This window comes from Acinetobacter sp. P8-3-8 (genome assembly GCF_000214135.1).
GTDB lineage: Bacteria > Pseudomonadota > Gammaproteobacteria > Pseudomonadales > Moraxellaceae > Acinetobacter.
On record NZ_AFIE01000005.1, the window covers coordinates 1 to 21,161 of the forward strand.

Sequence of the window (21,161 nt, forward strand, 5' to 3'; positions counted from 1 at the left end):
TTGAATTAGATTTTACTTCTGAACAAAATTTAATTTTAGATAGCCGCTCGAATAATATAATAATTTCTGCCTGTGCAGGAGCTGGAAAGTCATCTACTTTGATTGAAAAAGCAAATAGGGAAATAAAGTACAGCCATGCATGGAAGAAAATAGTAATTCTCACTTTTACAAACAAATCTAAAAATGATTTAACTGATAAAATTAAAACGGATTCTATTATAATTTCAACCTTTCATGGGTTTATATTTGAAAATATCTTCCCTTTTGATGCAAGAATTGTAGGTGAATTAGAGGAATCATTCCGTAAACATGCGGATACATATTCAGAGTGGTTAAATATTTTATATAATAAAAAAATAATTTTAGGATCTAAAGGGATAAATGATTTTGTGTTGCAACATGCTATAAAGTTGTGTGAAAAGAAAAATTTATTAAACTTTATAAAATCTAAATTTCATGCAATTTACATTGATGAGGCACAAGATAATAATTTCCAGCAATATGAACTAATAGATATTTTTATAAAATGTGGAATTAAGATTTTAATGGTTGGTGATCCAAATCAAACTTTATATTCATTTAGAGGAGCAAATGCTGATAGGTTTTTAAGTTATTTTAAAGATGAACGGTTTGAAAATTATGTGTTAAATAGGAATTTTAGATGTCATTCTATAGTTAATGAAATTGCCAATAGTTATGCTTTTCCAGAGTTTGATAAGCATAATGGTGGGGAGGGTTATATAATAATTAAAGAAAACCAACTGACTAGTGTTGTTCGTAAGTTAAAATATGAAACAATTGTTTTTTTAAAGAAAACTAATGAAAGCTTAATAGATTATGATGGTAAGTTTTCAATACTAAAAGATTTATCTTTTGATATAGGTGTTAATGAGAATATAAAGAAAGTGGTAATTTCTTTATTAAAAATGAAATTTCAGAGAAACTATTATGTATATAATCTAGAAGATGACTTAAATATTGATATAGATGGGATGGTAAATAAAGATGTAGAAATTCTAAGAAGGAATCTAAATGAATTTATAAAAACTGAAGATGATAGATTTCTTAATGAAGCTTTAGATATGATAAATTATGATGACTTTAAGGGTGAGGTTTTTAAAAATTATATTTTTTTAGAAAAGTTAGATATTACTAAAAATTTTTTTGTAAAATACAAATAATCATGTGACTATGACTATTCACTCTTCTAAAGGGCTTGAGTTTGATAATGTAATATTAAAAAAGATGATTTTTATTATAAGGGTATTCTAGAGAGAAATAATTTTTATGTTGCTTTAACAAGAGCTAGAAAGCGAGTGATGGTAATTTTATAAATAAATTTTATTCTAACTCTATCTAAGATGGTTATGCTGTTTTTCTAACCCTATCTAGAATATGTTTCTAGGAAATTAAAAATTCAAATTCATTAGATTAGTTGCAATTAATCAGCTCACTCTCTAATCATTTGTATTCCCAAAATATTTAAATCTTTCATACATAAGTCCACTATTCTTCAAAGCCACAAAGTTTTATGTTTCTATACATAAAACTTGAAAAGTATTGAAAGAAATAGGAGCGAACCATGTCACAAGCAACCATGCAACACGTCATCATTACAGAACCCGGTGGCGTAGATAAACTCGCTTATGAAACGGTTGCAATCCCGCAAGCAAAAGCGGATGAAATCTTGGTAAAAGTACATGCATTTGGTATTAACCGCCCTGATATTTTACAACGCCAAGGCTTATACCCAATGCCTAAAGGCGTGACCCCAGTACCAGGCTTAGAAGTTGCAGGAATCGTGGAAGCAGTTGGTGCAGATGTCACCCAGTTTAAAGTTGGTGACAAAGTTTGTGGTTTAACCAATGGTGGTGGCTATGCAGAATACTGTGTCGTTCCGCAAAGTCAGACATTAACCATTCCTGAAGGTGTAAGCTTTGTCCAAGCTGCGGCTATACCAGAAACATTCTTCACTGTTTGGGCAAATGTATTCCAAATGGCGAAAGCAAAAGCAGGCGAAACACTATTGGTACATGGTGGTGCAAGTGGGATTGGTACAACGGTACTGATGTTATGTAAAGCCTTTGGTATCAAGACCTTTGCAACTGTGGGTACAGATGAAAAAGTCCAAGCAATCGCCGATTTAACCGATGCTATTAACTACAAAACTCAAGATTTTGAAAAAGTTATTCAAGAAAAGACCAACAATGAAGGCGTGGATGTCATTCTCGATATGGTTGGTGCGCCATATTTAGAAAAGAACTTAAACTTACTGCGCCGTGATGGTCGTTTGGTTTATATCGCTTTCTTAGCTGGTGCAAAAGCCAAAGAGATTTCACTTGGTCAAATCATGATGAAACGATTGACAATCACAGGTTCAACCATGCGCGCACGTACTACTGCGGAAAAAGCTGAGATTGCACAAGGCATACAACAACAAGTTGCTCCGCTTTGGGCAAAAGGTGAATGTTTACCGATGATCTATCAAACCTTTAAATTTGATCAAATCCAAGACGCACATGCGAGTATGGATACTGGTGAACACATTGGTAAAGTTGTGGTTGAAGTACTTTAAATACAATACATATTTAGCTGATTTATGATCCAAAATAAACTTCTCATTTCAATTGAAACGAGGAGTTTATTTTAGATTAACAATCTTTAAATAAAGCCTAAAAACCTTCTAGTACAATTTTTCCAATACTTTTCCCGCTCTCGATCAGCGTATGTGCTTTCACAATATGCTCAGCATTAATCAAACCTAGATTTTCAGAAAGAGTAGTTTTAATTTTGCCTTGATCAACCAATTCAGCGAGATGATTTAAAATCTGTCTTTGGCGTGGCATATCATGAGTTTGGAATGTAGAGCGGGTAAACATAGATTCCCAATGAATTGCTACAGATTTGATTTTAAAAGGATTGATGACAAAATTATCAGGGTCATCAATCAAGCCAAAGTGGCCTTGTGGCGCAATTAAATTAGCAATCGACTGGGTATAACCCGCTGTACCTGTAATTGAAAAAATAAAATCAGGTAAGCCAATATTCAAATCAAGCACTTGCTGTTCTAAGGGCTGATGGTGATCGATAATATAATCCGCACCAATGGATTTTAACCATGCTTTGGACTCAGGACGTGAAGCAGTTGCAATGACTTTAAGATTGGTCAATGTTTTTAAAAGTTGTACGGCTATCGAACCGACCCCACCCGCAGCGCCAATCACTAAAATAACGGCATTTAAATCTGTAGATTCTTGTACTTTTAGACGATCAAATAACATTTCCCATGCAGTAATTGAAGTTAATGGTAGGGCAGCAGCTTCGGCATTGGTGAGTGTTTTTGGCTTTAAGCCAACGATTCTTTCATCGACCAATTGAAACTCTGCATACGAACCATTGCGCTGATTTGAACCTGCATAAAAGACTTCATCACCGACTTTATAGTGTTGAACTTGTTCACCTACCGCCCGAACGATACCTACTGCATCATGCCCTAAAATTTTCCACGCTTCATTTTCACTTGAAGTACGTTGACGCATTTTAATGTCGACAGGATTCACCGAAATGGCTTTTACTTCTACCAAAAGATCGTGTCCAGTTGCAGTAGGTTTTTCTATTTCAATATCTGAAAAAACATGAGGTTGTGAAATAGGTAAAGGTTTCTTGTAGGCAACTGCTTTCATTCGATTTCTCCATTTTTATCGTCTAATAATGAATAGCAAAAATTGAATGACTTAGAAAGTGCAGAATTGTGTACCCATATATTTTATGTGAAAAATAATTTAATTTTCGAACAATAGGAATCAAATAACTTAGCCGAATAATTTCCATCTTTTGTCGTTTGTCTCATTCACACTATTCACTTTAAATTTTGATCAACTATTGAAGTGGAGATTGCTTTATCCAGTCAGCGTAACATTATCTGTATTATCTCTGATTTAATTTTAAAATTATGCGAAAATAGTCATTCTATTTATCTCATTGTTTTAAGGCTCCCATGACAGATTCTTCTTCATCATTAAGTGATATTGAAATTTTAGACGTTCTACAATCGATGAAATCGGATGAACTGGATGTCGAAGCACAAAAAATCATTCGTGATGGTGGAAAAGCAGGGCGTCAAGAAGCACATAAACGCGCATTGGTTGCATTGCATGACAGCTTTGAAGAGAAGTTTGTTGAAGCTGTGTCTTTGGCTTTAGATTTAAATGAAGCTCAGGCGAAAAAAATTCGTTATAAAAAAGATCGTATCCGAATTTTAAAAGTACGTGGTATCGATTATTTAGCGATTGATGGCGCTGAAACTGCACAGGTTTTATCGCAAGTTGCGCAAGCAATTATTCGTGAAGATGCAACGGTAACCCGTGATTTGCACAATATTTTTCCGTTTTGGAAAGAAGGTTGGCCAATGGTTCAGTTCGACAGTGCTTATAAAATTTTAGCAGATGATATTTCAATTCATTATCAAGCGGTACTTGATCAATTGATTCATCTTTATGGTGGTAATTAAGTTTTTAATTAAACATCAATTTAGCTGAGGAAATACATTGCTACTCTATGTATTAGACCTATTTTAAAATAGGCAACAGCATCAAAAAAAGCACCATTGAATGGTGCTTTTTTACATATTTTAGGACAAGACAATTATTGATTCATATATCAAAGATATTAAGAACCCAGTGTTGAATATAGTGGGAAAATACCAAACACCAACGCTGTTACTAACATCACTAGACAGGTCACAATTGCCCATTTGATTGCAAACTTTTGATGTTGTCCAAATTCAATCCCCGCCAAACCACATAATAAATAGGTTGAAGGAACCAATGGTGAAAGTAAGTGTACAGGCTGACCAACAATAGAAGCACGTGCCATTTCAACTGGCGTAATGCCGTAGTGGCTTGCTGCTTCAGACAGAATAGGTAATACACCGTAGTAGAATGCATCATTCGACATAAAGAAGGTGAGTGGCATACTCACAATCGCTGTAATGGGTGCTAAGTAAGGTCCCATGCTATCAGGAATAATCGCGACCAATTCCTTAGACATAGCATCAACCATACCTGTACCAGACAGAATACCAGTGAAAATACCTGCCGCAAAAATAATGCCGACAACATTCAATGCACTGCCCGCATGGTGAGCAACTAAACTCTTTTGCATGTCGATGTCTTTATAGTTCACGACTAATGCGATACATAGTGCGACCATAAATAGAATCGGCATTGGTAATACGCCTTTTACCAAACAGATCATTAATCCGAGTGTTAATAAACCATTAAACCATCTTAAATGTGCACGATTAGCTTCAGGGTTAGTCGAGATTTGAATATCATCGCCATGACTAATGTCTAGTTCAACGATCCCCAAACGTTTACGTTCCATTCGACCATACATATAACCTAGGAAATACAACCAAACGATTGCGATCACCATCGGTAAAATCATCGGTACAAATACATCACTTGGATCTACATGCAAGGCACTGGCAGCACGTGCGGTCGGGCCTCCCCAAGGGGTTAAGTTCATGATTCCACTGGCGAGCATCATTAAACATGCCATGATCAATGGACTCATACCTAATCGTTTGTAGAGTGGAAGCATTGCTGCAACACAAATCATATAGGTGGTTGAACCATCACCATCTAAAGAAACAATGATTGTGAGCGTAATTGTACCGATCACAACTTTCAGCGGATCACCTTTCACCAATTTAAGGATGAATTTGACGGAAGGGTCAAATAAACCTGTATCAATCATGATGGCAAAGTAAAGAATAGCGAAAAGTAACATGACGCCAGTAGGTGCAAGTTTTTTCACACCTTCAAGCATCATTTCACCGAGTTCTTTAAGTTCAATGTGCGCCAAACTATCGACGTAAAAACTAAGACCGTAAGCAATGAGAGCAAATAAAATAGGAATAAGTGTTAAAGCGGCAAGTGGAGTCATTCGTCTAGACATAATCAAGTACATAAAGCACAAGATCATGCCCAAACCTAATACGGTTAACATGGTTCAATCCTTGAGTCAGACTTTTACTAGGCAAAGTCTTTTTTGTTCTGGTGGTGAGTGATGCTAAAGAGTTATAAACAAAATGGAAATATATAAAAAAAATATTGAATTTACTATTATTTATTAAATAAATAGTTATTAAGAAACATAGATTTATATTTGCCATCAAATTTCGATCCCAAATTGGTGCATAATATTAATAAATTGATTTTAAACATTTTTAATTTTAATTAGTTTTAATTTGTACTTTTTAAACATTTGTCGCATTTCTAAAATTTATATATCGTTATTCAAAAATTGCTTATGTGCTGGAAAGGCTTTTGATTAGGGAGGTTTGTTGTATCGCCTCTCATAAAAAAGTGTGCTGACAATACAGTTTGATGATCCAAAGCGCATATATTTTGAATGAATATGATCATAAAACTAAAAAACCAAGCAATATCATTTGCTTGGTTTTTAAAATACGAATTTAACAATAAAATTAAAATAGAGAATGCTTTAAGATTCTTCCGTTGACTCGAGTTCAGGTCTTTCAAGTAAACGAGTCACTAAAAGCTGATCGATTTTAAAATGATCAACATCGACCACTTCAAATTTATAACCGCCAAAAATCACTGTATCCGCAGGTTTAGGGATTTTTCGTAATTGATACATCATAAAGCCAGCAAGGGTTTCATAGCTTTCTTCATCAGGCATTTCATCAATGGCTAAGGCATGTTTCATGTCTTCAATAGGCGTACTGCCTTCAATTAACCATGAATTATTATCGCGTTTAATAATTTGCAGTTCTTCATCAATCGGAGTTACCCAATCGCCCATTACGGTGATCATAATATCTGAAAGAGTAATGACACCGACAACCAAGGCATATTCGTTGATTACGACGGCAAATTTTTCTTTGGTTGAACGAAAACGGTCTAATAATTCAGAAAGCGTTAAAGTATCTGGTATGGTTAAAACGGTACGAATGGTATTTTCATTCAACTGTAGTAAAGATTGATTATTGAGAATACGTACTAAAATATCTTTAGCATCTATATAGCCAATCACATCATCAATATTTTCACTACAGACTAAAAATTTAGAATATGGGTATTCAGCCAATTTCTGACGAATACTCGCTTCAGATTCTTTGAGGGTAAAATACACTACATTTTCACGAGTGGTCATACTCGATGGGACGTTACGTTCTTCGAGTTCAAATACATTTTCAATAAAATGATGTTCTTGCTTTTGTAAAACACCTGCTTGCGCACCTGCATCCATCACAGCAGAAATATCATCAAAGGTAATATTGTCTTCACGTGTGGTATTCACTTTAAATAAGCGAAATAACATATTGGCAATTGCGTTGATAAACCATGCTAAAGGTTTACAGATGATGATAAAAATTTGAATTGGATTGATGACAGATACAGCAATTTTTTCAGGTGCAATCATGGCCAAACGTTTTGGCATGAGGTCTGCAAAAAGAATAAACAGTGATGTGACTAGAGTAAATGACAGAACAAAACTGATTGTTTCAGCCCAATCGCCGACATAGAAACGAGAAACCAATTCAAAGAAATAGGGTCTAAATGCACCTTCACCTAAAATACCGCCAAGAATAGCGACAGCATTCAAGCCAATTTGTGAGGCAGCAAAAAAGTTCGCTGAATTTTGCTGTAAATCTAAGACTTTTTGCGCACGTTCGTCGCCTGATTCTGCAAGAATTTTTAATTTAACTTTACGCGCACCAGCCAGTGCGATTTCGGTTAAAGATAAAAAACCTGCTCCTGCAATGAGAATGACGATGATTACGATATTCTGGAAGAGGCTCACGTATCCACCTGTGGATCATCATTATAATGAGATATTATTAATACAATAACTTAACATATAAAAGAAGGTGGTAGTGAGTAACTCACTACCGACTTGGAATTAGTATAATCTTGAAATGATAAGAATTTAACAATAATTGCGATTAATACTGAGAAAAATGCGAATTATTCTGCATAAATTCCCGATTTTCTTCTTCAATCATTTGACGTGCAACATAGAGGATTAATTGTCTTAACCAACGATGCGCAGGGTGATGATGAAGTAAAGGACACCATGCCATTTTTAATTCAAATTCAGGAATATAAAATGGTGGATCTTTAATCAGTAGATTTTGGCTTTTGGCTTGTAAACGAGCAATACGTGTCGGTAATGTTGCAATCAAATCAACATTGGATGCCAAAAGTGCAGGCATTTGATAATGACGCGTAAATACAGAAATTTTACGTTTTTGTCCGATACGCTCTAAAGCTTGATCAATCCATCCCAAACCCGCTTGTTTTTCAGGGTTGACGCCAAAACCAACGCCCATACCTGTTTTAGAAACCCAAATATGTTGTGCATCTAAATAGCTTTTAAGGTTTAAATTGCTTGCAGCAGGGTGTTTATTATTCAATAAACATGAAAAACTGTCACGCCAGACCAAGACTTGGTGGAAACTTTGTGGAATTTCATTAAAACGGTTAATCGCTAAATCAACTTTACCTTGTTCCATGTCACGATAAGACACATCACTTGGTGTTAAGAAGTCTAGAACGACATTTGGTGCTTCGGAACGTAATGCTTTCACCAAACGAGGTACCAAAGTTGCTTCTGCATAATCAGAAGTCATAATTCGGAACACACGATTGGATGTATAAGGTCGAAACTCTGTACGCGGTTCCAAAATCATGGACAAGTCGGACAGTGCATCACGAATACGAGGTTGTAATTCTAAAGCACGTTCTGTTGGAGTCATTCCTTCAGATGAGCGGATCAGAAGTGGATCATTAAATAAGTTACGTAAACGACGTAAAATATTACTCATTGCAGGTTGGGTAACGCCTAACTGCTCTGCTGCACGAGTTACATTTTTTTCACGTAGAAGAACATCAAGGTAAATTAGAAGGTTAAGGTCGACCCGCTCCAGATTCATAAAATAAATACCGAAAATAAAATTCTGAAATCATTTTGAATTATGCCATAAGGAAATGGTCTTGTGTGCAAAGCAGATGAAAAAAACATCATGTTATTTTTTTAATTTATTCATTATAAATTTCATCTGAAGCTAAAGAGACAACTTGAAAATCAGACTTATTCATACAGCCATAAACTCATGTCTTAAGTCATCTTATTTTCATAAATCTGACAAATCGAACCTAATTGTTAAATGTATTGATCTTTTTTGATGAGATTCAAATCAATTTAAATCAAGCATTCGGTTGGATTCTCGTCATAATCGCAGATTATATCGCTAAAAATGAGCCAATCGAGTTATTTTGTTACAGGTTCAGACTTAAGTCTAATGACCTTAAAAGTAAAGGAATGGACTATTTTCAAACACATTGTAAAAGTATGGAAATAAATAAAAGTGTTAATAAATAAAATCTTATGAGATTCACTGGTGATTATAATACGACTTTGATCTACATATTTTTTAAATAAATACTGAAAATTAACTGAGAATATTGGATTAATTGGTGTAGTCAAACTAAGCTAGGCCCATAACAACGAAGTGCTCGAAGTCTGAACAATCAAATAGCGAGCGGATTAGGCCCTTCGATTGATGAAATCCTAATATTATTACAGGAAAATATCATGTCTACATATCAAACAGCGATTGATGCAATCCGCGAATTAAAAGCAAAATTCGGTAGCACTTGGCGCGATATCAGCCCAGAAGATGCTGCACGTATGCAAATGCAAAACCAATTCAAAACTGGTTTAGATATTGCTAAATATACAGCTGCGATTATGCGTCGTGATATGGCGGCTTATGATGCTGATTCTAGCAAATATACTCAATCATTAGGTTGCTGGCACGGTTTCATCGCTCAACAAAAAATGATTGCGAACAAAAAATACTTCGGTACAACTGAACGTCGTTATATCTACCTTTCTGGTTGGATGGTTGCTGCTCTTCGTTCAGAATTCGGTCCACTTCCTGACCAATCTATGCACGAAAAAACTTCAGTACCTGCATTGATCGAAGAAATCTACACTTTCTTACGTCAAGCTGATGCGAAAGAATTAAACGATTTGTTCCGTGCGCTTAAAAAAGCTCAAGAAGCTGGTGATACTGCTAAAGCTGCTGAAATCACTGCTCAAATCGACGGTTTCCAAACTCACGTTGTGCCAATTATTGCTGACATCGACGCTGGTTTCGGTAACGAAGAAGCGACTTACTTACTTGCTCGTAAAATGATCGAAGCTGGTGCTTGTGCGCTTCAAATCGAAAACCAAGTATCTGATGCTAAACAATGTGGTCACCAAGCTGGTAAAGTAACAGTTCCACATGAAGACTTCATCGCTAAAATCCATGCATTACGTTATGCATTCTTAGAAATGGGTCTTGATGACGGTATCATCGTTGCGCGTACTGACTCTGAAGGCGCTGACTTGACTCAAAAAATCCCAGTGGTTAAAGAGCCAGGTGACATCGCTTCTCAATATATCAGCTACTTAGACACAACTGAAATTGACATTGCTGATGCTCAAGAAGATGAAATCTTGATCAAACGTAATGGTAAATTACACCGTCCTAAGCGTTTAGCTTCTGGCTTATATCAGTTCCGTGCTGACACTCAAATTGACCGTGTTGTACTTGACTGCGTATCTAGCTTACAAAACGGTGCTGACCTTCTTTGGATCGAAACTGCAACGCCAAACGTTGAAGAAATCGCTCACATGGTTAACCGTGTTAAAGAAACAGTTCCAAATGCTAAGCTTGTTTATAACAACAGCCCATCATTCAACTGGACTTTAAACTTCCGTCAACAAGCTTACGACCGTTGGGTTGCTGAAGGTAAAGACGTTTCTGCTTACGACCGTGCTAAATTAATGAGCGCTGAGTACGATGCTTCTGAATTAGCTGCTGATGCTGATGCTAAGATCCGTACTTTCCAAGCAGATGCTTCTCGTGAAGCTGGTGTGTTCCATCACTTGATCACACTTCCGACTTACCACACTGCTGCGCTTTCTACTCATGAGCTTGCACAAGGTTACTTCGGTTCTGAAGGTATGTTGGCTTATGTTGCTGGCGTACAACGTAAAGAAATTCGTGGTGGTATCGCATGTGTTAAACACCAAGCAATGGCTGGTTCTGACATCGGTGATGATCACAAAGAAATCTTCTCTGGTGATAACGCTCTTAAAGCGCACGATGATGCTAAAAACACAATGAACCAATTCGGTGGTTAATCCCTCCTGAATGATTCAAAAAAACCCTGCATAAGCAGGGTTTTTTATTGGCTAGATATTTATCATTTAAAGCAACCTAAATCAATTTCTAATCGCTAAAATCTGAATTTAAAATATTCTAAGATTTGAATCCATCGTCTCCACTTATTTTAACGTCAGTTCGGGATAAATTTTGGTGTAAGTTATTGAAAAGATAGATCAGACACAACGGAGTCTTACCGTTTAAAAGTCAAATGCAAGGATTAACCTTCGGTTCGACCTACTTTTCTTTCGGGAAAAGTAGGCAAAACCATTTGTCAGTCGCCAACTCGACAAATACTATCAAGTACCAAATAGATCGCAAAAACAGTATATTACAGATGTAGCCCGGCCTCGAACAATGCGACTGACGTTCCCGCGTATCAGATAGTTGGGAACATATCTTATCTCGAACTCAGCTTATTTTAACTCTTTGTGCAATTTATAATGATCTGCAAGTGGGCTATTAATTTTTTCACCCGTTTCGAATTCACGAGCTTCAATAAAGTTTTCACCTACAAAGAATTTACGCTGTTCAGCATTTTCATCCAAAGTAATAATAGAGCCTGTTGAATCAAAACTGAATGTTCCTTGTGATTCAAATGCTTTACCATCACCTTTGTCTTGATAGATTTCTGAAAGTGCATAAGTGCCATCTTGTTTTAGTTCGAGCTTTGTTTCGATACCAGAACAATCTGCACATGGTAATAAACCTGTATATTCACCCGCCCAGTCTAAACTCGTTTGTGCATTGTGTTCAGAATCTACAGTAGGTGTTGCAGCCTCATGTTCTGCAGCAGCTTGAGTTTGTGGTGTTGTTTGAATATCTTCAGCGGCATTATGTGTAGGTTTGGCACAAGCTGTCAGGAGTAAAGTGGCAACAGATAGCGTTATTACTGTTTTCTTCATTATATTCACCAATATGACTAAATTAAAAAATTACGAAAATAGAGCAGGTTGAGTTCACTTTAGCATATAAATCCTATGTTTTAAGCAACATAAGAATCATGTAATGAATTGATATAATATGTAGTAAGGCTGGATTTTTTCACAAATTATTGCTAATTGATGTATATGCAATTTTTATCTTCTAATTTATGACCCATTTAGCAGAATATGTTGCTCGTATAAATCAGCAACTTAACCATGATTCCCTTCAAATGAAATGTTTGACCGATTCAACTGTTGTTGAAAATGATCAAGCGATACAAATTCATAAAACCGTTAAAATATTTGAATTTTCAGATGGCACACGCCTTCAGCAAACCATTGAAAATGACAGTGAAGCTATGCTCGTTGAAGCATGTATAGAAAGTTGGATTGCTTATCAGGTGATTGATAATTCCAATCCTATGATTCAACCGCAAAAAATACATTTTGATAATCATTGTAGAGAAAAACATTGGATTCAGTATTTTTTAAGATCAAATAATTAGCATGTGAAAATTCATTTATTTTATTGATTTGTAAATAATTAATAATGTCCATTGTATTTTATACACCTATATATTAATCGCTGTTTTATTCGCCAAAAGTAGCTTTTTTATTCAGTGTGCATTGGTACAATTCGCAGCAAATTTTATCTGTTGGTGTGTATTGTGTTCGAAAAATTAGCTGAACAAAGTTTGGGGTTGATGGGTTGGGAAATTGACAATCATTGGGATTTAACCATCGATCAATGCGTCATGATTGCAGCACCACATACGAGTAATTGGGATGCACTTTACGCACGCTTGGCATTAAAGGCGCTTGGCGTTAATGTTCGTCTGACCATTAAAGACAGTTATATGAAATTACCTTTTGGCCCTTTTGTACGTGCAATGGGCGGAATTGGGATTGATCGTCGTGTGAAAAAAGAAGGTGAAGAACGACCAAGCATGGTGCAATTGATGAGTGATCTATTTAAAACTCATCCTAAATTAGTCATGTTAGTTACCCCTGAGGGTACGCGTTCTAAGCAAGAAAACTGGAAAACAGGTTTTTATCACGTCGCAATCAGCGCAGGTGTTCCAATTGCATTGGCGTATATGGATTATGCGAAGAAAAAAACGGGTATTGGTAAAATAGTCTATCCTACAGGAGATTATGAAAAGGATATGGCTGAAATCATGGCATTTTATGCAGAAATTAATCCAAAACATCCGGATCTATTTAGCGTAGATACACGTTTTATATAAGTAATAGAAGTTGTTTGAATTTTGATTTAAAAAGTAATATAAATCATAAGAATAAGTCTTTTTTATAAGGGTCAGCGTTAAGTTTTACACTGACCCATATTTTTTACCCCAAAAATTCGGAACGGGGCGTATTCAAACGCTAAAATAGCCTAAGCAGGTTAAACCACGTATTTGAAATGCTAATCTAAGATGCTCATTTTAGGTGTTAAAAAAACTGAATATTTTAATGTGGTATATTTTCAGTTTCTGTTTGTTGTACACCACCTAAAGACTCACAAGCTGATTTATACACATCATATTGTTGCTGTACAACTTGATCTAAAGGAATTTTAAATAATTCATTACCAGACTTATAACTTTCCACATACGATGTCGCTTTTTCTTTACTCACAGCAAGTGAGTGTTCATGGAAGCTAGTCATCGAACTATGGCTAAGCTCTGTGGTTTCAATATTATTGCATTTGAATTGTTTTAATAGTTTTTCAGCAGTTTTAATTTCGCTTGAAGTGCCAATAACACATCCAGTTAAAAGAAAGATGACACTGAATAAAAGCGAAGTTTTCATCGTTGAAAAGTGTAAGAATTGGATCGTGAAATTTTATACGTATTTTATGTTTATAAACAGATTTATTTGATTGTTATGTTTAAATTCAAAACATTATTTGTTTAATGTTTCCACAACTGAAAAGTCAAAATTAAAAATCAATGTTGACTGATATCCGCAAATATTTACATGAAAATCGTAGTACCTAATAAAAGTATCCTGATGCAAAGAGCAGACTCAACACAATTCTTTTAAATTGTATTTCAGAGATTTTATAAAAGCGTTGTGCGCCTAATAGAATTGGGATGCTCACTGTAACAATAATAACAGCAAAGTAAGGTTTACCCTGTACACCTTTTTCATAAAACAGGGCAATCATATTCGCACAGAGTCGTATATTTCTAGTTTACGATATTGATTGACCAAGGTTTATGAAGTAACCATAATAGACAAAATAGCTACTTTTGAAAATAGGTGTAACTATGCAAGTCATAACCGCAAAAGATGCCAAATTACGTTTTGGTGAATTGTTAGATACTATGCAACGAGAGCCTGTTCTCGTGACTAAAAACAATCGACCAGTAGGGATTTTTGTGTCTTTGAAGGATGTTAAAGGAACTCATCTTGAAAGCCTTTTTGATAGGAATCAACATGAGGCATTTGAGGAAGGGCAAGAAGAGAAAATTATGGAAGCCATCCATTCGCTTGAAACTTACCCTGAGCGCTTAACACCTGCAAATATTGTACATACTCGTGCTATGCAGAAAGCTCGTGAGATATTGGCTAAGCACAAATGATGTATCAGATTGTGTATACAAATGAAGCTGAGCAAGATTTGGTAGAAATGTTAATTTACGGTATGAAAGAATGGGGAGAGATACAAGCTGAATCATTTTATTTAGACATTACAAGAAAAATAGATACCTTAACAACACATCCAAATCGTGTACGTGAAAAATATCTTACGAATGGTAGGAAAGTGCGAGATTTTATTGTGGTGGGGACACCATATCGAGCACCATTCCTGATTGATCAGGATAAAAAACAAGTTATCATTCTGCGTATTTTGAGAACGCAAAGAAATTTTGAATATTAATAATTTTTATGACGGGTTTAAAGCGCTATTCAGTATATCTTGAACAATCAAACTTATTTAAAAGCTTATTTATTTAAATAATTTGCGATAAAGCGTTGCGTATTTTCATCTAGGTAGAATGGTTCAATTAATGATTTAATCAAGTCATCCAATAAACCATGCTGCTCTAATGCCGTTAAGCTATGCGGTGCAAAGCGTTGTGCTTCGATGAATAAATCTTTTTCATCGATACCAACAGAAAGTAGTAATTCTTGCAGGCTACAATCACCAAAATATTCATAATATGCCTCAACAACATTTAAAATGACTTGTTGCATATAATCCGTTTGGCGCACTTGCTTCCATGACTCATAGACAAGGATGAAGAATTCTTCAAAATCAATCGATTGAAACTGTGAAAAAGTTTCTTTGAGTGAGCGTTGTTTGATATCTGTCCATAAATGCGTTGCGATATTGGCCAGATTCTCATTTGGTAGCAGAATGATATTACTGATCTGCTTTCGAATTGCAGTAGCCAGTTGTTGTTCTAATTTGAGTTCAATGTTTTGTTGTTGATCTTGAATAAAATTTAAAATCTTAGAACCAAAACGATTTTGTTTAACATTGTATTGGCGAAGTTGATCTAACCAAGGTGTATTGCTTTCCACAATTTGATTCGCAAGTTGTAGGCTGACTTGTTGTATTTGTGGATTATGTTCTAAATTTTCTTGCAGATAATATCTAAATTGTTGTAACTCTAAGACTTTAAGTAACCAAAGTTCAAAAGAGTCATCGGACAATAAATCATTAAAAATCGTATCACTATTAACTGCATAATGATGAATTTTTTGAGCAGAAAACCCAATAAATTCAAGAATATCTGCACCTAAATTTAATTCAAAAGCGTATTTCTGTACAACAGCTTGGAGTTGTTCAAGTTGAATGATGTTTTTCAACTGAATTTGATCTGCGTGTTGATAAACTTGTGAGATAAATTTTTGGATATATTTGGAATTATTTTCATCTAATAATTGTTGTTTAATGAAACGAACTTGCTCAAGCAACAAGGCCTGAGCAAATTCTTGAGCAACGCTCGAAGGGGATGGTGAGTGATTTAAATCCACTAGATTTATATACCTGCTTTCCAGCCATTCACAATTGGGTAACGGCGTTCACGGCTAAATGCACGTGAGCTGATACGTGGACCAATTGAACCTTGGCGGCGTTTATATTCATTGCGATCAACTAGACGAATGACTTTTTCAACGACTTCACGTTCAAAACCTTTGGCAATGATGTCTTCTTGGCTTTGGTCTTCTTCAATATAAGCATAAAGAATAGCATCAAGTACATCATAAGCAGGTAAAGAATCTTGGTCTTTTTGATCTGGACGTAGCTCTGCTGAAGGTGGACGGCTGATGACACGCTCAGGAATCACAGGTGTTTCAGCAATGCTATTACGATATTTTGCCAATTCAAAGACAATGGTTTTATATACATCTTTCAATACTGCAAAACCACCGACCATATCACCATAAAGTGTGCAATAACCGACTGAAAGTTCAGATTTATTCCCAGTCGCAAGGACTAGGTTACCAAACTTGTTAGATAAACCCATCAACAATGTACCACGAGCACGTGCTTGGAGATTTTCTTCAGTCGTATCCGCAGGAGAATTGCCAAAGAATGGATACAGTGTTTGCATGAAGCTATTTACGATTGGGTGAATTTCGGCAATACCAAAAGTCACACCCATACGTTTTGCTTGTTCAGTTGCATCTTCCACACTGATTTGTGACGTGTAGGTATAAGGCATCATTACGGCTTGAACTTTATCCGCGCCAATCGCATCGACTGCAATCGCAAGTGTCAATGCTGAATCGATCCCGCCAGATAAACCTAAGATCACACCTGGGAAACCTGAATGCTGAACATAGTCACGTGTCGCTAAAACCAAAGCTTGGTAGATTTCAGCCATAGTGTCTAAAGGAGGTGCAGACTCAATAACTTGGTATGCTTTCTCTTTAACTTGATAATCGACAACATACACGTCTTCTTTAAAGCTTGGTGCTTGGAATGCAACATTCCCCGTGTTGTTAATGACAAAGCTTGTACCATCAAAAATTAAATCATCTTGACCACACACTTGGTTTGCATAAACCACATGTACATTCAATTGTTTAGCTAATTCTTTTAAGGTGGTAATACGATGTTGTGGTTTACCAACTTCATACGGTGAAGCATTCAATACTAAAATACTTTTAACATTGAGTTGAGCAAGTTGTTGAACAGTAGTAAGTGACCAAATATCTTCACAAATCAATACACCGAATTTGTGACCGAGGTATTCGAATACAAGGTGTTGATGACCTTCATTGAAATAACGTTTTTCGTCAAAAACACCATAGTTTGGCAAGTTTTGCTTGTTATACACACCTAGAACTTGACCATCTTTCATGACTGCGGCTGAGTTATAACGATGACCATCTTCGGCTAGGTTTACAAAACCAAAAACCATAACAATATCTTTTACAGTCGCAAGTTGTTCAAACGCTTGAACAGTACGTTTTGCTAAACTTGGGCGTAAAAGTAGGTCTTCGGCTGGATAGCCTAAGGTAGAAAGTTCAGGAAAAACAATAATTTCAACGTTTTGCTTTTTGGCTTGATTGGCCTGTTCAATCATCTTCTGAACATTAGATTCAATATCACCAACTGATGGAGAGAATTGCGCAAGTGCAATTTTAAAACTTTTCATTTAAACCAAATCCTATTCCAATAGGGTAATTACATGCATTTAGTTGATTTTTAAAAATATAGTTATTCAACATGTGCATATATAGACACAAAAATTGCCAAATGGCGAAACTATAAAATCATCATCAATGATTAAAAATCTTTATTTTCTTGCAATGCAAAAATTTCAGATATCGGGTATTTTAACTAAAAAAAAGTGAGAAGCTAGTCATTCCTTAAGTTTATTCAAAACACTGATCTTGACAGCACGAATGTAGTGCATTTTTTCAACAGAAACCAGTTATTTTTCAATTATTTTGATGCTCTGTAACGGAATGAAAACAACACGTTTTTAATTTGTGATTCAATTCACGTTTATTGGAATGGCTTTTATTGGAGAGGGAAATTTTCTGTTTTTGAGGTGTGTTATTTACTTTGAAACTGGCTGATTCAAGATTATATTTTCAATGCGATTTAAATAAATATCCTTTGCAATATCACCTTGTTGCTCAATGTTGTAGTCAAAGTATTTTTTGCCTTTGACTAAGGTGTAGCGGTAAGGATTATATTTCCCAGCACTCAAATACAATGCAGTTTGTAAAATTGCACCTTTGAGTAAGACATTTTCATGGCGTTGATGTTGATAAATATGTGCCATTTCATGAATAAAAACAGCTTGATATGCTAGGCTTAGGCAGGAGAAGTCTTCACAATAATCAGCATCTTTTAAGTGAATATAACCATTCGGAGCCATTAAAATTCCAACAGGTTGCCAAGGTAGGTAAGGGTGATTTAAAACTTTTACTTTTGCATAATCAATTAAATCACCAAATACAGTTTGGCACATTTGAATTTCACCTTCCGTCAATGCGCGTACTTTAAATTGGTCTAATTTAAAAATACGAGTCAAGAGTGGGAGGAAATTCAACATATACATAGACCATTGAAAGATTTAAAACTTAGATGTCGCTTCATTCTATTTATCTTTAAGTGTTGTATTGAATGGGTATTGATATTTTAAAGAATAACCTGATCAATCCACTGACCATCAATTTGAGATTATTATCGACAGTCTAATCATAAAAGAGCTGTATTAAAAGGCGCATTTAGCTGATCTTTTCAGCTTTAGAAAAGTTAGGATTGATTCGATCTCTATCCATTCTCAATTTATTTTTCAAATTTATCAAATTGCATAAATCGTGTTCTTCGACATTTTTTAACAGAATTTATCAATGTCAATTTTGGATGCTTTAAAGAGCAAAATTATCCTCTTAGGTCATTCCTTATCAGTAGGGGCAATGTGCAGAAAAAATTGTCAGACACTCTAGTGAAATAGTCATAAATTGCAAACCGATTGACCTTAAATGCTAATTGTTATTGTCATAGCATGCCTTAATTTCTTTATATCACAGTAGTTTTTTTACTCAAACGGTGATCTAGACGCTGAATTTAATTCTGAATTTGAAACTGAGTTTTATTCAGAGAAATGGATTTCCCATAAACGAATAAAGAGTATTTGTCATGCAATTAACCAAACCATTTAGAAAAGCGGCTGCCAAAATTTTTGCTGCTGCTCCATTTAGTTTAGATAAACAATCTCCAATCATTCCTATTCGCCATATGAAGTTTGTTTTTGAACCAGAAAAACTCGATCACAAATTTTATATGGATGCAGAACTGGCAAGTGCCTACTTTGCATCGCTGTCTATTTTTTTGACACGTGGTGAAGATTTAGTGATTGATACAGCACGTTATCACCGTGATTTCATTAGTGATCCATTATTAAAACAGCGTGTCACTTCATTGATTGGTCAAGAAGCCATTCATTCAAAAATGCATGAAGAATTGAATGATGCATTTATTGGCAAAGATTTGCCTGTGGAATTATTTCGTGTTTGGGCAGGTTGGGCTTTTGATTATGGTTTTAATCGCTTACCACAACCCATGAAATTGTCATTGATGGCTGGTATTGAACATTTCACGGCGGTTTTGGCTGAATACATGATGAACCACGAAGAAGTTTTCTTCCGTTCTCAAGACGAAAAACAACGTGCGATTTGGATGTGGCACATGCTGGAAGAATCAGAGCATAAAGATATAGCCTTTGATGTATTCCAGTCATTATCGAATAGTTATGCTTTGCGTATTGCTGGATTTTTCCCTGCATTAATCACAATTTTAGTGCTGATTTCTGTTGCCTCATTTTTAGTACCATTTTATCGAAATCCTAGAAATTTAATCAGCTTGCGATATTGGAAAGAGATGCCATACAGCTTCCAATTGATCTTCGGATTAAAAGACGGCGTATACGGTAGTAGCTTAAAACATATTTTTGATTATTTACGCCCTGATTTTCATCCGAATGACCACGATACAACAGTATTTCTTGAATATTATAAAGAGAAATTACTGCATCCTGAAACAGGCTTGCTCACACCATATTTAACCAAAGAATTTACTCCTGCGTTACGTGTGTAAGACGGATATGTCACGCCTACAAAATTAAAAATTGAATGGATTAAAACAATGGGAATTTTTTCTAAAAAACCTAAGCCAAGCCACAAAGCTTATGCTGTTGTCACGGGTGCAGGAAGTGGTATTGGACGCAGTTTTGCTATGGAATTGGCAAAACGTGGTGGAACAATTGTTTGTGCCGATATCAACTTAGATGCGGCACAAGAAACGGTAGGGCTGATTGAATCTCAAACTCAAGGCAAAGCTTTTGCTGTGCAATGTGATGTTGGTAATAAAGAACAAGTACGAGCTTTGGCTGAAGATGCAGAAAAGTTGATGAATCATTCGGTAACTTTACTCATCAACAATGCAGGTGTCGGTTTAGGTGGCAAGTTTGATGAAGTTTCACTTGAAGATTGGCAATGGTGTATGCATGTCAATTTATGGGGTGTGATTCATGGTTGTCACTATTTTGTGCCTAAATTTAAACAGCAGGGCTATGGTGCGATTATCAATGTTGCATCGGCAGCAGGGTATACCGCAGCACCTGAAATGACAGCTTATAACGTCACGAAATCCAGTGTATTGGCGCTTTCGGAAACGCTATCAGCCGAATTACGTAAAGACAAGATTCGGGTGAATGTCCTGTGTCCAACTTTAGTCCCGACCAATATTATGAAAAATGGACGTTTGCCAGGACATTATGCAGGTCTCGCTGATGATTTGCTGATGAATCATGCATTTATCACCAGTGATAAAGTGGCGATTAAAACATTAAATGCTTTGGATTCCGACAAGCTGTATACCATTCCACAACCTGATGCGAAACTTTTTTGGATGATAAAACGCGCTTCTCCATCACTCTATGCGAAGGCATTGGGGATCGGCTATCCACTATTTAATAAGTATGTAAAATAGAATTTGAGTAGAA

General features: G+C 35.7%; 20 protein-coding genes and 1 pseudogene. 11 read left to right on the top strand and 10 right to left on the bottom strand.

Features of this window, described 5'->3' with window-relative positions:
* The 3 genes from GGG_RS19455 to GGG_RS0103780 form a co-directional block, all read left to right on the top strand.
* Positions 1–1,181, top strand: a 1,181-nt coding sequence (locus tag GGG_RS19455) for a UvrD-helicase domain-containing protein (protein WP_010112397.1), incomplete at its 5' end; no start/stop codon positions are given.
* 10 nt (positions 1,182–1,191) lie between these two features.
* Positions 1,192–1,272: a 3'-5' exonuclease gene (locus GGG_RS21305; protein WP_227500480.1), complete on the top strand. Its 81-nt coding sequence runs from the start codon at positions 1,192–1,194 to the stop codon at positions 1,270–1,272.
* Positions 1,273–1,582: 310 nt separating this feature from the next.
* Positions 1,583–2,575, top strand: coding sequence for an NAD(P)H-quinone oxidoreductase (locus GGG_RS0103780; protein ID WP_010112399.1), 993 nt, complete (start codon positions 1,583–1,585; stop codon positions 2,573–2,575).
* A gap of 97 nt (positions 2,576–2,672) precedes the next feature.
* Here the strand turns inward: GGG_RS0103780 and GGG_RS0103785 are convergent, their stop codons facing one another.
* Entirely contained in the window at positions 2,673–3,683 is a 1,011-nt protein-coding gene (locus GGG_RS0103785) for a zinc-binding alcohol dehydrogenase family protein (RefSeq protein WP_010112401.1), read from the bottom strand.
* A 314-nt stretch (positions 3,684–3,997) separates the two neighbouring features.
* Between GGG_RS0103785 and GGG_RS0103790 the strand changes: the two genes are divergently transcribed.
* Positions 3,998–4,510 (top strand): hypothetical protein, encoded by a 513-nt coding sequence (locus tag GGG_RS0103790; RefSeq protein ID WP_010112403.1) that lies wholly within the window; start codon positions 3,998–4,000, stop codon positions 4,508–4,510.
* Between the two features lie 158 nt (positions 4,511–4,668).
* Here the strand turns inward: GGG_RS0103790 and GGG_RS0103795 are convergent, their stop codons facing one another.
* The 3 genes from GGG_RS0103795 to GGG_RS0103805 form a co-directional block, all read right to left on the bottom strand.
* The gene (locus GGG_RS0103795) at positions 4,669–6,012 is read right to left on the bottom strand and encodes a CitMHS family transporter (protein ID WP_010112405.1); all 1,344 of its coding nucleotides are present in this window, start codon (positions 6,010–6,012) and stop codon (positions 4,669–4,671) included.
* A 498-nt stretch (positions 6,013–6,510) separates the two neighbouring features.
* Positions 6,511–7,833, bottom strand: a complete 1,323-nt coding sequence (locus GGG_RS0103800; protein WP_010112407.1) for a hemolysin family protein — start codon at positions 7,831–7,833, stop codon at positions 6,511–6,513.
* Positions 7,834–7,975: 142 nt separating this feature from the next.
* Positions 7,976–8,965, bottom strand: a complete 990-nt coding sequence (locus GGG_RS0103805; RefSeq protein ID WP_010112409.1) for a LysR family transcriptional regulator — start codon at positions 8,963–8,965, stop codon at positions 7,976–7,978.
* A gap of 662 nt (positions 8,966–9,627) precedes the next feature.
* Between GGG_RS0103805 and GGG_RS0103815 the strand changes: the two genes are divergently transcribed.
* Positions 9,628–11,229 (top strand): isocitrate lyase, encoded by a 1,602-nt coding sequence (locus GGG_RS0103815; RefSeq protein WP_010112410.1) that lies wholly within the window; start codon positions 9,628–9,630, stop codon positions 11,227–11,229.
* 438 nt (positions 11,230–11,667) lie between these two features.
* Here the strand turns inward: GGG_RS0103815 and GGG_RS0103820 are convergent, their stop codons facing one another.
* Positions 11,668–12,156 carry a copper resistance protein NlpE gene (locus GGG_RS0103820; RefSeq protein WP_010112411.1) on the bottom strand — a complete coding sequence of 163 codons (489 nt, stop codon included), beginning with the start codon at positions 12,154–12,156 and terminating at the stop codon, positions 11,668–11,670.
* A gap of 188 nt (positions 12,157–12,344) precedes the next feature.
* Between GGG_RS0103820 and GGG_RS0103825 the strand changes: the two genes are divergently transcribed.
* Entirely contained in the window at positions 12,345–12,683 is a 339-nt protein-coding gene (locus GGG_RS0103825; RefSeq protein ID WP_010112412.1) for a hypothetical protein, read from the top strand.
* A gap of 162 nt (positions 12,684–12,845) precedes the next feature.
* Positions 12,846–13,424 carry a 1-acyl-sn-glycerol-3-phosphate acyltransferase gene (locus GGG_RS0103830; RefSeq protein WP_010112414.1) on the top strand — a complete coding sequence of 193 codons (579 nt, stop codon included), beginning with the start codon at positions 12,846–12,848 and terminating at the stop codon, positions 13,422–13,424.
* 223 nt (positions 13,425–13,647) lie between these two features.
* Here GGG_RS0103830 and GGG_RS0103835 read toward each other — a convergent pair whose 3' ends face one another.
* Both GGG_RS0103835 and GGG_RS21310 read right to left on the bottom strand, forming a co-directional pair.
* Complete coding sequence (locus GGG_RS0103835; RefSeq protein ID WP_010112416.1) at positions 13,648–13,989, bottom strand: hypothetical protein; 342 nt, start codon at positions 13,987–13,989, stop codon at positions 13,648–13,650.
* Between the two features lie 184 nt (positions 13,990–14,173).
* A pseudogene (locus tag GGG_RS21310) lies at positions 14,174–14,308 on the bottom strand (sulfite exporter TauE/SafE family protein); the annotation flags it as partial.
* 142 nt (positions 14,309–14,450) lie between these two features.
* Here GGG_RS21310 and GGG_RS0103845 point away from each other — a divergent pair.
* A complete protein-coding gene (locus tag GGG_RS0103845; RefSeq protein WP_010112417.1) occupies positions 14,451–14,765 on the top strand; it encodes a type II toxin-antitoxin system Phd/YefM family antitoxin in 315 nt (104 codons plus the stop codon).
* On the top strand, positions 14,762–15,064 hold the full coding sequence (locus GGG_RS0103850; RefSeq protein ID WP_010112418.1) for a type II toxin-antitoxin system RelE/ParE family toxin: 303 nt from the start codon (positions 14,762–14,764) through the stop codon (positions 15,062–15,064). Before GGG_RS0103845 ends, GGG_RS0103850 begins: the two co-directional genes overlap by 4 nt.
* A 65-nt stretch (positions 15,065–15,129) precedes the next feature.
* Here GGG_RS0103850 and GGG_RS0103855 read toward each other — a convergent pair whose 3' ends face one another.
* The 3 genes from GGG_RS0103855 to GGG_RS0103865 all read right to left on the bottom strand — a co-directional run bounded on the left by GGG_RS0103855 (position 15,130) and on the right by GGG_RS0103865 (position 18,707).
* Positions 15,130–16,167, bottom strand: a complete 1,038-nt coding sequence (locus GGG_RS0103855; protein ID WP_010112419.1) for a hypothetical protein — start codon at positions 16,165–16,167, stop codon at positions 15,130–15,132.
* Positions 16,168–16,172: 5 nt separating this feature from the next.
* Positions 16,173–17,798: an NAD+ synthase gene (locus GGG_RS0103860; RefSeq protein ID WP_010112420.1), complete on the bottom strand. Its 1,626-nt coding sequence runs from the start codon at positions 17,796–17,798 to the stop codon at positions 16,173–16,175.
* A 408-nt stretch (positions 17,799–18,206) separates the two neighbouring features.
* The gene (locus GGG_RS0103865) at positions 18,207–18,707 is read right to left on the bottom strand and encodes a hypothetical protein (RefSeq protein ID WP_010112421.1); all 501 of its coding nucleotides are present in this window, start codon (positions 18,705–18,707) and stop codon (positions 18,207–18,209) included.
* 590 nt (positions 18,708–19,297) lie between these two features.
* On the opposite strand from GGG_RS0103865, the gene GGG_RS0103870 reads away from it, so the two are divergent.
* Both GGG_RS0103870 and GGG_RS0103875 read left to right on the top strand, forming a co-directional pair.
* The gene (locus tag GGG_RS0103870; protein WP_010112422.1) at positions 19,298–20,254 is read left to right on the top strand and encodes a metal-dependent hydrolase; all 957 of its coding nucleotides are present in this window, start codon (positions 19,298–19,300) and stop codon (positions 20,252–20,254) included.
* A gap of 48 nt (positions 20,255–20,302) precedes the next feature.
* On the top strand, positions 20,303–21,148 hold the full coding sequence (locus tag GGG_RS0103875; RefSeq protein WP_010112423.1) for an SDR family oxidoreductase: 846 nt from the start codon (positions 20,303–20,305) through the stop codon (positions 21,146–21,148).
* Positions 21,149–21,161: the final 13 nt, after the last annotated feature.

Coding starts and splice junctions, on each gene's coding strand:
- GGG_RS21305 (WP_227500480.1), top strand. CDS start 1,192: ATGACTATTCACTCTTCTAAAGGGCTTGAGTTTGATAATGTAATATTA.
- GGG_RS0103780 (WP_010112399.1), top strand. CDS start 1,583: ATGTCACAAGCAACCATGCAACACGTCATCATTACAGAACCCGGTGGC.
- GGG_RS0103785 (WP_010112401.1), bottom strand. CDS start 3,683: ATGAAAGCAGTTGCCTACAAGAAACCTTTACCTATTTCACAACCTCAT.
- GGG_RS0103790 (WP_010112403.1), top strand. CDS start 3,998: ATGACAGATTCTTCTTCATCATTAAGTGATATTGAAATTTTAGACGTT.
- GGG_RS0103795 (WP_010112405.1), bottom strand. CDS start 6,012: ATGTTAACCGTATTAGGTTTGGGCATGATCTTGTGCTTTATGTACTTG.
- GGG_RS0103805 (WP_010112409.1), bottom strand. CDS start 8,965: ATGAATCTGGAGCGGGTCGACCTTAACCTTCTAATTTACCTTGATGTT.
- GGG_RS0103815 (WP_010112410.1), top strand. CDS start 9,628: ATGTCTACATATCAAACAGCGATTGATGCAATCCGCGAATTAAAAGCA.
- GGG_RS0103820 (WP_010112411.1), bottom strand. CDS start 12,156: ATGAAGAAAACAGTAATAACGCTATCTGTTGCCACTTTACTCCTGACA.
- GGG_RS0103825 (WP_010112412.1), top strand. CDS start 12,345: ATGACCCATTTAGCAGAATATGTTGCTCGTATAAATCAGCAACTTAAC.
- GGG_RS0103835 (WP_010112416.1), bottom strand. CDS start 13,989: ATGAAAACTTCGCTTTTATTCAGTGTCATCTTTCTTTTAACTGGATGT.
- GGG_RS0103845 (WP_010112417.1), top strand. CDS start 14,451: ATGCAAGTCATAACCGCAAAAGATGCCAAATTACGTTTTGGTGAATTG.
- GGG_RS0103850 (WP_010112418.1), top strand. CDS start 14,762: ATGATGTATCAGATTGTGTATACAAATGAAGCTGAGCAAGATTTGGTA.
- GGG_RS0103860 (WP_010112420.1), bottom strand. CDS start 17,798: ATGAAAAGTTTTAAAATTGCACTTGCGCAATTCTCTCCATCAGTTGGT.
- GGG_RS0103865 (WP_010112421.1), bottom strand. CDS start 18,707: ATGTTGAATTTCCTCCCACTCTTGACTCGTATTTTTAAATTAGACCAA.
- GGG_RS0103870 (WP_010112422.1), top strand. CDS start 19,298: ATGCAATTAACCAAACCATTTAGAAAAGCGGCTGCCAAAATTTTTGCT.
- GGG_RS0103875 (WP_010112423.1), top strand. CDS start 20,303: ATGGGAATTTTTTCTAAAAAACCTAAGCCAAGCCACAAAGCTTATGCT.